We start from the raw sequence: 13,190 nt of genomic DNA, 5'->3' as shown, positions 1-13,190 counted from the left end.
ACCCTCCCCCATGGATCGGCACTTGGATCCGAGCACGTCCCCGCATGGGAGGGATGAGGGGAGTGTAGGCATGGGTGGGGAGGGCGGGGATAAGGGGAGTGGGGCTTCGGCAGTCGGGAGTGGCCAGTAGGCAAGGGGCGGCATCCAGCTGGGGATGCGCTTGGCTAACGTTTCACCTTTAACGCAACAACATTTCGGACGGAATTCACAAAACCTGTAGTTGAACTGAAAAACGAAATAGGACAAAATTGCGTCAGAAAGCAGGATATAGAAACAATCAAAGGCCGGTTATGGACATCAATGAGCTGACGCGCCTTGGGCAGTCACTGGAATCCAGCGGAATGTTGAAAGCAGATTACAGGGGCAATCTATTCGATGTTATCGCTGACCGTGCCGGACGACTAAACGCAAAACAGAGAGCATTGTTTACAGAACTCGTTGCGCGCTTTACGTATATCAACAACTATAACGCCTACATATTCGACATTTGTACAGAAATAGAAAGTATACTAACCAAAAATGGCAAATACATAATTTCGCCGCTTGTATCATATCGACCGAGCAAGGTTAAAAGCGGAGAAGTCGTTTTCTATGACATAACTACAACAATACGAGTTCCAAGAGGAATAGAACTTAAAAAAGAGCGCCATCCAGCGTCGAAAAAAATGGACTATAGCAATGTAAACACTTTAATAATTGTAGACGACTTTATCGGGACCGGCGATCAACTGCTTTCATTATACAGTCATTTACGAGAAAGAGGATTGAATGCCAGTAAACTTCACGTATTTACGATAGTCGCCTGCCGACAGGCAATCAGTAGAATAGAATACATTGGTGCCAACATCTCAACCCGCTTCATAATTCCTCCGGCTATTCGGAGCGGAAGTGGCATTGGAGAGTTGTCTATCCAGAACGCATACGATGTCTACGAAACGATCATTTCTGACAAGAAGATCAGAAAGACAGATAACACGGGGTTTGGGTATGGCTATGGTAGGTCTGAAGCATTAGTCTGCCTCAAGAGAGTGCCGAATAACACTTTAGCGATATTTTGGAATGAATGGACCGACGGGAGAAGACGATGGCCAGCAATATTCCCGCGATAATTGAAAACTCTATGTTTCTGGTACGTATTCTTGAGAAAGTCAGAACAGGTGCGTCCATATTTGATCTAACCAATGAGGGCTATAGCTATGGACAGATTTCCGACGGTACAAACCTCCTGTTTAATGCAGGATACATTATACGAACTCGGATTGGTCTAGAACTGACTTCCCAAGCAGTTAATCTTATTCAGGAACTCAATCCGGAACGCTACCGCACTCTGCCTCGCGACGAAATGCGGGTTGACAAACTAGGAATCACATCGATATACCCGTTAAAGGCGAGTTCATTGCGCCTAATATTAACGCGAGTACGACGCTAGCGGCTCTGCCGCACGGGAAGCGAGTCGCTTCCCAAGGGTGAACTGACGAAACGACCTAGTCATGGACCAATTTCTGCGCAGGAGCTCGAAATCAGTCCATGACTAGCGCTTTCAGCGCTGCTCATCCGCTCCTTTGTCGCTACTGAGAAGATTTCCTTTTGGTTGCTCGCACGCAATGAACTCGCTCTACACTCCTGAATACTTCGTGAAAGTAGCAGAGCACTGCAGCAATGCGGGATTTGCTGCTGATGCAATCGAAGATGTGCTCGTATACGCGATTCAGATTGCAAATCAGGGACTCCCAATCATATATGATGATCAACATTTCTCTCAATTGGTAGGCTACGACCTTCAATACATCTACGGAGTGACGAACGATCAGAGTAAATTCTATAAAAGCTTCACGAAGAAGATGCGATCAGGAAAGAAGCGTGAAATAGACCAACCCTATCCCTCGCTTATGGAAATACAATATTGGATACTGCATAATATACTTGAAAAGATTGAATGCTCTCCTTATGCGAAAGCCTACATCAAGGGCAGAACCTTGAAAGATAATGCTCGATACCACGTCGGAAAAAACTTTATCGTCAAAGTAGATATAAAAAATTTCTTTCCGAGCATAAAGACGGGAAGCGTTTACAAACTGTTCTATGATTGTGGATATACAAAGCAGCTCGCTACCTTGTTTTCGCGAGTTCTCACTCTGAATGGTCACTTGCCACAGGGGGCTCCAACTAGTCCCGCTATTTCGAATCTGGTTTGTCGTAGCTTAGATGAAGTACTATCTACTATCGCCCATGACCGCAAACTTAGTTATACGCGCTATGCCGACGACATAGCATTCTCGGCTAACGAATATCCTAAGTTCCTGATACGTGAGATCCGTTCATGTATGCGCGACCATGGTTTTGAGCTAAACGAAACAAAAACCAGGGTGATGCGACAAAGCGGACGCCAACAAATTACCGGCATCGTCGTCAATAAGAAAATGAATGTATCTAAGGAAAGACGGCGCAGAATTAGACAGGAATTATACTATATCGAAAAGTATGGCATTGAGGATCACATCCGATATATAAACGAGACGCGAAAAAACACAATTGCTCATTTGGCAGGGAGCTTAAGCTACGCAATTTGGATTCAGCCGAGATCAGCCGAGCTGAAAAAATACAGTAAAATGCTCGCGACGTTACACAAAGATCTTGAAGGAGAAGACGATATCCAAACCGAACAGTAAATCTACCTCCCCTTCTTCCCAGCCGCCGTGCTCGGCGCCGGCCGCCGCGGCTTCTCCCCGCCCACGGGCACTTCCGTCCGGCCTACCGTCATCTCGTCCAGCGTGTTCTTCCGCACCCGGCTCGGCGGCATGTTGCCGGCCTTGCCGTACTTGCTCCCTCCCCCGAACCCGCCGCCTGCCGCATCCACGTCGGACTGCCTCGCCAGCGGGTCGTCCGCCACCGCGAGTTCGGCGGCCTGGAGGCGTTTGAGTTCGTCGCGGAGGCGCGCGGCGGTTTCGAATTCGAGGTTGGCGGCGGCTTCGCGCATGCGCTTTTCCAGGTCCGCCATGTGGGCCTTCATGTTGTGCCCGACCAGCGCCCCCGCCTCGGCGAAGCCGGCGTCCACGGTGACGTGGTCCTGCTCGTAGACGGACTGCAGGATGTCGCCGATCTGCCGCTTGACGCTCTCCGGCGTGATGCCGTTGGCGGCGTTGTAGGCGAGCTGCTTGTCGCGCCGGCGCTCGGTCTCGGCCATGGCCGCCTCCATCGAGCCGGTCATGTGGTCGGCGTAGAGGATGACCTTGCCGTCGACGTTGCGCGCGGCGCGGCCGATTGTCTGGATCAGCGAGCGCTCGGAGCGCAGGAACCCCTCCTTGTCGGCGTCGAGGATGGCGACGAGCGCGCACTCCGGGATGTCGAGGCCCTCGCGCAGCAGGTTGATGCCGACCAGCACGTCGAAGGCGCCGAGGCGCAGGTCGCGCAGGATCTCGATGCGCTCCAGCGTGTCGATGTCGGAGTGCATGTAGCGGACGCGGATGCCGTGCTCGTGGAGATACTCGGTGAGGTCCTCCGCCATGCGCTTGGTGAGCACGGTGACGAGCGTGCGGTAGCCGGCCTGCGAGACCTGCCTGACCTCGCCGAGGAGGTCGTCCACCTGCGTCTTGGCCGGGCGCACCTCCACGGGGGGATCGACGAGGCCGGTGGGGCGGATCACCTGCTCGGCGAAGGTGCCGCCGGACTGCTCCAGCTCCCACGACGCGGGCGTGGCGGAGACGGCGATCGTCTGCGGGCGCATGGCGTCCCACTCCTCGAAGCGGAGCGGCCGGTTGTCCATGCAGGACGGCAGGCGGAAGCCGTACTCGGCGAGCGTCGCCTTGCGGCGGAAGTCGCCGCGATACATGGCGCCGATCTGGGACACGGTGATGTGGCTCTCGTCGAGGAACACGAGCGCGTTGTCCGGCAGGTATTCGAACAGCGTCGGCGGCGGCTCGCCGGGCGCGCGGCCGGTGAGATAGCGCGAGTAGTTCTCGATGCCGGCGCAGGCGCCGGTGGCCTCCATCATCTCCAGATCGAACATGGTGCGCTGTTCCAGGCGCTGCGCCTCCAGGAGGCGGCCGTGCGCGTAGAGCTCCTCGAGCCGGTGCTTGAGCTCCTCCTTGATCGACTTCATCGCCTGGGCGAGCGTCGGCTTCGGCGTCACGTAGTGCGAGTTGGCGTAGACCTTGACGTACTTGAGGTCGGCGGTCTTGGAGCCGGTCAGCGGGTCGAACTCGGTGATCGCCTCGATCTCGTCGCCGAACAGGGAGATGCGCCAGGCGCGATCCTCCAAGTGGGCGGGGAAGACCTCGACGGTGTCGCCGCGCACCCGGAAGGTGCCGCGCACGAAGCCGATGTCCTGGCGCTTGTACTGCAGGGCGACGAGGTCGGCGAGCAGCTGGCGCTGGTCGATCCGCTCGCCGATCTCCAGGCCGAAGGTCATCGCGGTATAGGTCTCCACGGAGCCGATACCGTAGATGCAGGAAACCGACGCGACGATGATCACGTCGTCCCGCTCCAGCAGGGAGCGGGTCGCAGCGTGGCGCATCCGGTCGATCTGCTCGTTGATGGAGGACTCCTTCTCGATGTAGGTGTCCGTCCGCGGGACGTAGGCCTCCGGCTGATAGTAGTCGTAGTAGGAGACGAAGTATTCCACCGCGTTGTCGGGGAAGAAGGTCTTGAACTCGCCGTAGAGCTGCGCGGCCAGCGTCTTGTTCGGCGCGAGGATCAGCGCCGGCCGGTTGGTCGCCTCGATGACCTTGGCCATGGTGAAGGTCTTGCCCGAGCCGGTGACGCCGAGCAGCACCTGGGTGCGCTCGTCGGTCTGGATCCCGTCCACGAGTTCGGCGATGGCGGTCGGCTGGTCGCCCTTGGGCTCGTAGGGCGACTTCACCTCGAAACGGATGCCGCCCTCCGACTTGGGCGGACGCTCCGGCCGGTGCGGCACCCACGGCTTGCCGTCGCGGAACAGGTCGCGGCCGCCCTGGATCAGCTCCTCCAGCGCCTTGACGGTGGCAGTGACGCCGCCCGTCGGCATCGCAGCGGCCTCCTCCATGGAGAGCGACATGCCGGCGACCGGGTTGAGCCCGCCCTTGGCGCGCGTCTTCGGGTCGGTGGAGGCCCCCATCGAGGTGCCGCGCGCGCTGCGGGCCGGCTTCTCCGGCTTCCCGGCCTTGGGCGGCTTCGGCGCCTCGCGATGCGGCCCGGGCGCGGGTTCGGCGATCCGCGAGCGCGCGGGCGCAGCGCCAACCTCGTCCGCGCCGGCGATGTCCTTCAGCCAGTCCGACACCGACCCGGCGAGCGGGATGCCCTGCAGCGCCGGCTGCGGCGCCTCGCCGAAGCCGGTCTCCGGCGGCTGGCCGGCGTCGGGATAGCGGTCGTCGCCGCCGGCTTCGGCCGGGCGGCGGGCGGGGGAGATCTTCTTGGAAGCCATGCCGCTTATGTTGCCCGAGGCCGGCCCAAAGGCAAGGGTGGGCGCGAGCGGATCAGGCGATCATGCTGACAGCTGCTGGCAGCAACGGGTCGGAGCTTCCGGTGCGCCCCGCCGACGGCCGGCTTTAGCGAAAACGAAAGCCGGATCTGCTCCACTTCCGCGCGGCGGAAGCGGAGTGCATGATGACCAGCATGGACACGGATCTGAAGGGCGGCATGGCGCGTGCGGCCGCCGGAAACGGGGCGCTGGCCCTCTTCTCGGCCACGATCTTCCTGTCCGCTTTCCTGCTGTTCTCCATCCAGCCGATGTTCGCCAAGCTGGTGCTGCCGAAGCTCGGCGGCTCGGCGGCGGTCTGGTCCGTGGCGATGGTCTTCTTCCAGGCGATGCTGCTCGCCGGCTACGCCTTCGCCCACCTGCTGACGAGCCGGCTCGCGCCGAAGGTGGCGGTGATCGCGCAACTGACGGTGCTTGCCGGGTGCCTGACGGTGCTGCCCGTCGCCCTCCCGGAGGACTGGGGCGCGCCGCCCGAGAGCGGCACGGCCTTCTGGCTGATGGGACTGTTCGGCGCGGCCGTCGGCCTGCCCTTCTTCGCGGTCGCCGTCAACGGGCCGCTGCTGCAGGCCTGGTTCGCCCGCACCGGCCATCCGCACGCCCACGACCCCTACTTCCTCTACGGCGCCTCCAACATCGGCTCCTTCGCCGCCCTGCTGTCCTATCCGGTGCTGATCGAGACCACGCTCGGCGGCCGTGCGCAGACCCTGGCCTGGACCGGCGGCTTCGTCCTCCTGGCGGTGCTGATCGCAGCGTGCGGGGCGTCCATGCTGCGCACGGCCCCGTCAAGCCCGGCGACGTCGCAGATCCCCGGGCTGGCCGAGGACGCTCCATCGGCCCGGCTGCGCCTGCAGTGGATCGCGCTCGCCTTCGTGCCCTCCGCGCTGCTGGTCGCCGTCACCGCCCACATCTCGACCGACGTCGCGTCGGTCCCGTTTCTCTGGGTCGTTCCGCTCGCGCTGTTCCTGCTGACCTTCGTGCTGACCTTCCGCCGCGACGGTTCGGCGTTCCACCACCGCCTCCTGGCTCTGCAGCCGATCGCCGTCGGGCTGCTGGTCGTCTTCATGGCCTCCGGCGTCCTGTTGCCGCTGCCGATCAGCGTCTACCTCCATCTCCTGGTTTTCTTCATCACCGCCATGGTCTGCCACGGTGAACTGGTTCGCCGACGCCCGCCGCCGGCGCGCCTGACGGAGTTCTACCTGCTGATGTCGCTCGGCGGCGTACTCGGCGGCGCCTTCGCCTCGCTCGCCGCGCCGCTGCTCTTCTCCACCGTGCTGGAGTACCCGATCCTGCTGGTCGCGGGCCTGCTCTGCCGGCCGGGGATCTGGTCCGGCGACCGGATCGCGATCCGTCGCGACTGGACGCTGGTGGCCGCGCTCGCCGCGCTGCTCTCGCTGCCGGCGATCCTCGGCCTCCCGCTCGGCTTCCTCTCCGGATCGACCTTTCCCACCGTCGTCGGCATCGCCGCCACGCTCACCCTCCTGGCCCGACGCAACGACCGGCGCTTCGCCGGTTTCGTTGCGCTGGTGCTCGTCGGCACGCTCACCTACGATCCCCTGTTCGCCACGTCCGCCTCGCTCCGCAGCTTCTACGGCGTGCACCGGACGCTGGAATCGCCTGAAGGCGAACACCGCCTGCTGGTGCACGGCACCACCGTCCACGGCGCCACCCGGATCCGGAATGCCGACGGCACCGCCTACACCGGGCCGCCGGAGGCGATCGCCTACTATTGGAGCGGCTCCGGCATCGGGCAGGCGATCACGGCGGTTCGGGCGGCAAACGGAGGCAAAATCGCCGAGGCGGCCGTCATCGGCCTCGGCACGGGAGCCCTCGCCTGCGCGTCCGTGCCCGGCGAGCGGTGGCGGTTCCTGGAGATCGATCCTGTTGTCGTCGACCTCGCCCGCGACCCCGCCCTGTTCCGGAACCTTAAGGCCTGCGCGCCCGATGCGCCGATCGTGATCGGGGACGCGCGGCTGACGCTGGCCGACGGCGACGACACGCGGTTCGACCTGCTGGTGGTCGACGCCTTCTCCTCCGACTCCATTCCGGTTCACCTGATGACCCGCGAGGCGATCCGCCTCTTCATCGACAGGATGACGGACGCGGGCGTCATCGTCTTCCACGTTTCAAACCGGCACATGGAACTGACCAGCGTCGTCGCCGCCGCCGCCGCCGCGGAAGGCTGGGCGGCCGCCGCAGGTTCGGTGGCCGCGCCGGAAGGCGGCGAACCCTATCGCCTGGCGACGCGGGTTGTCGTGATCGCGCGCGACGCCGCACGTCTGGCGCCGCTTGCCGCAAATCCCGATTTCGAACTGGTCGAGGCGAAGCCGGAGATCGACCCCTGGACGGACGACGTCTCGAACGTGCTCGGCGCGATCTGGCGGAACTACGCCGACAAGCCGGGCTACGTGTCGCTCGAGTAGCGGCGGCGGCCGGAACGAGGTCGTCCTAGCCGCCGAAAGCTGTCGCGGTCATGCGCCTCAGTCGTCGCGGCGTCCGTTGTTGAGGAGCCGGCTGCCCGGGCAGGGCTTGCCGTCCGGGCACATTACCAGGCCGCGGTTGGAGCCTTCCTCGCCCAGCTGCTGCTGCCGGCGCAGCACCTCGCGGGTCTCGTCGCCGTCGCGTTCGCGATCCCAGCCCCTGCGAGCCTCCTCGCGGACCTGATCGCGCTCCCGCTGAGCCTGCTCGCGTTCGCGCAGACGTTCCCGTTCGGCTTGCAGCCTCTCGCGCTGGCGCTCGCGGTCCGACTGTTCGATCTCACGCTGCCGCTCGTACTGCGACCGCTCACGCTCGCGCTGGCGCTGCAACTGGAGCTGCTCGTCCTCGAACTGCCGGGTGTAATCATCGCGATCGTACCGATCGCGGCGATCCTCCCTTCGCTCCCGACGATCACGCCGGTCGTCCCACCGGTCGTCGCGCCAGTTGTAGCGGGACCAGCGATCGCGGTCGCGATACCACGAGCGATCGCGGTAGTAGCGATCCCAGTAACCGGTACCGAAGGTGATCACCGGACCGTCGTAGCGCCGCCGCGACGGCACGTAGACGCGCCGCTCGTTGTAGAACACGTCGAGGTAGCGGGACGACACCCACCCGCGCTCGTAGCCGGCGGAGACGTCGCACCAGGAATAGCCCTGCAGGCAGCCGTGGATCTCAACCTCCAGCCCGCGCGGCAGCACGCTGACGCGTGGATAGGCCGTGCTCGGACCCGCCCGCATGTTGACGTTGCCCGTGGTGAAGCCCGGATCGGCCAGCGCGGCGCCGGCCGAGACGGTGGCCCCGAGGGCGATGAGACCGCTGAAGAGATACTGACGCATGGCTCTTGAACCTCCGTCGGCGTGTCGGGTCCACCGTGGACCCGGATCAACACGCCCGGACCGTGACTTCTCAATCGCATGCCCGCGATGTCCCCGCCCTGAACCGACCGTTCACCGGGCGTTCATGGAAAGCGCGAGCGCTGCGGTTTCCGGGAAGGTCAACGCCGCGAACCGCTTGCGGGATCCATCGCCGCCTTAAGCCCTCCTTAGCTGCCGCCGGATAGGGTGCGCTTCAGGCGAGGACGCGATCGCGGGAAGGCACACGATGACGGCAGGCGCCGGAGACCTGGCGGGTCCGACCGCCGCCGAACCGGCCGTGGCCGGTGGGAGGCACCAGGCGATCTGGGCCTGGCCGATCGCTTTGTCCGCCCTGCTCGCCGTCGCGCTGCAGGGTTTCCATCCGGTCCACCCCGATGTCGGCTGGCTGCTGGTGCTGGCCGGCCGCTTCCTCGACGGCGCGCGCCTCTACGTCGACGTGGCCGAGATGAACCCGCCGATGTCGATCTACCTCTACGTCCCGATCGTGGCGCTGCAGCGCCTGACGGGCTTGACCGCCCCGTGGGCGGTTCTGGCCTCCGTGCTGGCGGCGACCGCCGTCTCGCTGGCATTGGCCGGCGCCGTGCTCCGGTCCTGGCGACCGGCGACCGCGCCCCTCGCGCTCGCCGCCCTCGCCGGCGGCGGCCTGCTGGTTCTGCCCTTCGCGACCTTCGGCCAGCGCGAGCACTTCGCCCTTCTCGCTATCCTGCCGCTGCTGGTCGCCATGGCCGCCCGGGCCGAGAACCGCGGCCCTGCCCTGCCGGCCGCGGTCGCGATCGGCCTCTGCGCCGGCCTTGGCGTGGCGGTGAAGCCGCATTTCGCGCTCCCCGTTGCCCTCCCAGCCCTTGTCGCCGCTCGGTCCGCCCGGTCCTGGAAGCCGCTGTTCGCGCCGGAGGCGATCGTCGCGGGCTTCACGGCCATCGCCTACGCGATCCATGTGCAGGTGAGCTACCCGGCCTTCATCGATGTGTGGATGCCGATCCTGGCCGACACCTACCGCCCCTCCCGCGCCCCGGTGCTGGAGCGGCTTACCGATCCCGGCACGCTGGCGCTGCTCCTGTCGAGCGTGCCGGTGCTGGTTGCGCTCGTTCGCCGGACGGCGCCCTCGCTCGCCTTGACGCTCGCCGTCGCGGGCCTCGCCTTCTGGCTGGCGGCCTTCGAGCAGGGCAAGCTCTGGAACAACCATTTCGCGCCGGCACTGTTGCCGATGATGGCCGCCGGCCTGCTCGCCTGCGAGCGCCTGGACCGCGCGGCCCGTGTCGCCGGCCTCGTCGCGGCACTCGGCGGCGTCTGGCTCGGCATTTCCGTCCTCACCATCCGCGGAGCGGACACCACCGCCTTCGCCGACACCATTCGCCGCGAGGCGCCGCCGCACCCGCGCGTTCATGTTATCACGCCGTCCATCGCCGCGGCCCACCCGCTGACCGAGATGGTCGGCGGCGTCTGGACCAACAGCCTGCACGGCAACTGGCTCTGGCAGTTCGCCGACCACCGCCTGCGGACCGCCGATCCCGACGCGCCGACGGCCGAGCGCCTGCGCCGCTACAAGGACGAGGATCGCATCCGCTTTCGCGAAGACCTGACGCGCGCCGATGCCGACGTGATCCTGATCGACAGGGCGCACGAGGACTGGCTGGCCTGGGCACTCGAGGACCCCGAAGTCGCCACCGTCCTTGCGCGCCCCCGCGAGGGGGAGGAGCCCGCCGGCGTCGAGCTGTGCCTCCCGCTGCGGGCGGCGGCCCCGTGAGGAGCGCGGCCGGCATCGCCGCGGCAGCGGCCGCGCCCGCACGGCGAGCGGGCTGGCTCTGGCCGCTGCTTCTGGCGGCCGAGATCGCAGCGTTCCTGGCGCTTGCCTGCACCGCGCCCCCCATCCCGGATGCCGCCTGGCTGCTCACCGTCGCCGAGCGGTTCCTGGACGGCGCCCGGCTCGCCGTGGACATCGTCGAGGTCAACCCGCCGATGTCCGTCTACCTCTCCGTTCCGGTGGTCGCCCTGGCGCGCCTGCTTGGAATGGCGCCGGACACGCTGCTGCCGTTCTACACCGGGCTGGCCATCCTCTCCGGTATCGTCGCCGCCGGCCGCATCCTCCACCGCGCCGGCCTCGTCGACACGCCCTCAGCCTGGAACGCCATGGCCTTCGCCGCGATCGCGCTCGCCCCGATCGGGCTGACCGCCGAGCGCGAACAGTTCGCCGTCGCCCTGATGCTCCCCGGGCTCGCCCTCCTGATGGCCGGCATGGCCGGCTCGCCTCTAATCGCTGGCCGGCGCTTCGCGATCGGCATCGCGACGGGCCTCGGCGCCTGCATCAAGCCGCATTTCGCCCTGGCCGTGCTGCTCGCGGCCCTGGCGTCGGCCGTCCGCACCCGCGACGTCCGCCCGCTCTTCGCGCTGGAGCACTGGACGGCCGCGGCCGTCCTCGCCCTCTACGCCGGCGTCGTGATGGTCTTCCATCCGGCCTATCTCGACGATCTGCTGCCCGTTCTGGCCGAGGTCTATCTGCCGCTCGGCGCCGGCCCCTTGCGGGTGCTTGCCACCGAGGCAGGCGTTGCGACCGTGCTGATCGCCGTCGGCTCGGTGATGGCCTGGCGCCGCCGCATCGGCGAGCCGATGCCGCTCGTCCTCCATGCGGCCGCACTCGGCTTCTTCACGGCGTTCCTGCTGCAGGGCAAGGGCTGGGCCTACCAAGCCATCCCCGCGGTCGCCCTGCTCCTGATCGCCCTCGCCTGGGGTCTGCGGACGCGCGCCGCCGACGCGATCGCGTCCCCGTTGCTGCCCGCCGCAGGCGTGATCGCCGCCGCGACCGGCTTCGCCCCGGCCGCGGACGACTTCCTGGCGCGCTTCGACGCCGCCGAGCGCTACGGCACCGTGATCTGGCAACTCCGGGGCGCGTCGGTGGCGACGATCAGCGGCGACATCGCGCTCGGCCACCCCGTCGTCCGTCTGATCGACGGACGCTGGGTGCAGCGGGCCGCCTACCGTTTCATCGCGCTGGGCGCCCGCCATGAACTGATGGAGACCCCGCCACCCGATCGCGCCGCTCGCCTTGAGGCGCTGATCGACGCCGATCGCGCGGACCTCCGCACGGAACTGGCCGCCGAGCGTCCCGACGTGATCCTGGCGCACCGGGCCTATTTCGACTGGCTCGCCTGGGCGCGCGAGGATGCGGCCCTGGCCGCCGTCCTCGGCGGCTACCGGACCGTGGAGCGCGTCGATCTGGCGGACACCGGACTGGGCATCGTCGACATCCTGGTTCGCGGCGACCTCGCCGCCGCTCGTGCCCTGCCCGCAGTCGTCGCATCCGACCCGGCCGATTAGCCCTGCCTTAACGGCGCCCGCGTATCGTGCTCCATCAAGGAGGACGGGACCCATGCTCCAGGAGAGCGCCGAACGCCCGCGCTACAGCATCGTGATCCCGATCTTCAACGAAGAGGCGGTCATCCCCCTCTTGCTGCACCGTCTGGAGGCGCTGATGCGGCAACTCGACGGGCGCACGGAGGTCATCTTCGTCGACGACGGCAGCCGCGACAGCTCCTCCATCGTGCTCGCCGCCAAGGCGGCCCACGATCCGCGCTACCACTTCGTCGCGCTCTCCCGAAACTTCGGGCACCAGCTGGCCATCACCGCCGGCCTGGACCTTGCCCGCGGCGACGCGGTCATCGTCATGGACGCCGACCTGCAGGACCCGCCGGAGGTCATCCTCGATCTGGTGGCGGAGTGGAAGAAGGGCGGCGAGATCGTCTACGCACAGCGGATCGAGCGCGAAGGCGAGACCTGGTTCAAGCGCAAGACCGCCGACCTGTTCTACGGCATCCTCCGCCGCCTGACCGCCGTGGACATCCCGCGCGACGTCGGCGACTTCCGCCTCGTCGACCGCAAGGTGCTCGACGTCTTCAAGCAGATGCGCGAGCGCGATCGCTTCGTGCGCGGCATGTTCGGCTGGGTCGGCTTCCGCCAGACCGCGGTGCCCTACGTCCGTTCCGCCCGGGCGGCCGGTTCGACCAAGTATCCGCTGCGCAAGATGCTGCGGCTGGCCAACGACGGCCTCGTCGGCTTCTCCGACATTCCGCTCAGGATGGCGCTCTGGGTGGGCTCCATCGTCTCGATCGCCGCCCTCGCCTACGGCGCCTACGTGATCGGCCTCTATTTCGCCGGGTCCGAACTCGTCACCGGCTGGGCCTCCACCATCGTCGTGGTGTCTTTCCTCTTGGGCGTGAACCTGCTGATGACCGGCATCGTCGGCCTCTACGTCGGCCGCATCCATGCCGAGGTGAAGGGGCGGCCGCTCTACATCGTGGCGCGCAAGGTGGGTTTCCCAGCCGAAGCCGAGGCCGACCTGCCCAAGGACGAGCCCGCCGCCTGGGAGCGGCGCGCCTCCTGGCACTAACGATCGA

Annotated in this window: 8 protein-coding genes; 6 read left to right on the top strand and 2 right to left on the bottom strand. The window is 65.4% G+C overall.

Translation table 11 applies throughout. From position 1 onward, the window contains the following. Positions 1-341 precede the first annotated feature (341 nt). Together HZ321_RS15420 and HZ321_RS15415 are read left to right on the top strand one after the other, a co-directional pair. Positions 342-1,109, top strand: a complete 768-nt coding sequence (locus tag HZ321_RS15420) for a phosphoribosyltransferase (protein WP_181703271.1) — start codon at positions 342-344, stop codon at positions 1,107-1,109. A 495-nt stretch (positions 1,110-1,604) separates the two neighbouring features. Next, on the top strand, positions 1,605-2,669 hold the full coding sequence (locus tag HZ321_RS15415; protein ID WP_181703270.1) for a retron St85 family RNA-directed DNA polymerase: 1,065 nt from the start codon (positions 1,605-1,607) through the stop codon (positions 2,667-2,669). A 2-nt stretch (positions 2,670-2,671) separates the two neighbouring features. Here HZ321_RS15415 and uvrB read toward each other — a convergent pair whose 3' ends face one another. Next, complete coding sequence (gene uvrB, locus HZ321_RS15410; protein WP_181703269.1) at positions 2,672-5,398, bottom strand: excinuclease ABC subunit UvrB; 2,727 nt, start codon at positions 5,396-5,398, stop codon at positions 2,672-2,674. 182 nt (positions 5,399-5,580) lie between these two features. Between uvrB and HZ321_RS15405 the strand changes: the two genes are divergently transcribed. Continuing rightward, positions 5,581-7,872, top strand: a complete 2,292-nt coding sequence (locus HZ321_RS15405; protein ID WP_244635893.1) for a fused MFS/spermidine synthase — start codon at positions 5,581-5,583, stop codon at positions 7,870-7,872. Between the two features lie 57 nt (positions 7,873-7,929). On the opposite strand, the gene HZ321_RS15400 is transcribed toward HZ321_RS15405, so the two are convergent. Next, positions 7,930-8,763, bottom strand: a complete 834-nt coding sequence (locus tag HZ321_RS15400) for an SH3 domain-containing protein (RefSeq protein WP_181703268.1) — start codon at positions 8,761-8,763, stop codon at positions 7,930-7,932. A gap of 265 nt (positions 8,764-9,028) precedes the next feature. Between HZ321_RS15400 and HZ321_RS15395 the strand changes: the two genes are divergently transcribed. The 3 genes from HZ321_RS15395 to HZ321_RS15385 are packed head-to-tail and all read left to right on the top strand — an operon-like array spanning position 9,029 to position 13,183. Then, positions 9,029-10,546, top strand: coding sequence for a hypothetical protein (locus HZ321_RS15395; RefSeq protein WP_181703267.1), 1,518 nt, complete (start codon positions 9,029-9,031; stop codon positions 10,544-10,546). Then, on the top strand, positions 10,543-12,114 hold the full coding sequence (locus tag HZ321_RS15390; protein ID WP_181703266.1) for a hypothetical protein: 1,572 nt from the start codon (positions 10,543-10,545) through the stop codon (positions 12,112-12,114). Before HZ321_RS15395 ends, HZ321_RS15390 begins: the two co-directional genes overlap by 4 nt. 52 nt (positions 12,115-12,166) lie before the next feature. Further along, positions 12,167-13,183, top strand: coding sequence for a glycosyltransferase family 2 protein (locus tag HZ321_RS15385; RefSeq protein ID WP_181703265.1), 1,017 nt, complete (start codon positions 12,167-12,169; stop codon positions 13,181-13,183). Positions 13,184-13,190 lie beyond the last annotated feature (7 nt).

The sequence above is a fragment of the Chthonobacter albigriseus genome (genome assembly GCF_013839445.1).
Taxonomy (GTDB): Bacteria; Pseudomonadota; Alphaproteobacteria; order Rhizobiales; family Pleomorphomonadaceae; genus Chthonobacter; species Chthonobacter albigriseus.
The sequence above is the reverse complement of the archived record's forward strand: the minus strand, read 5'-3'. Positions and strand labels throughout refer to the sequence as shown.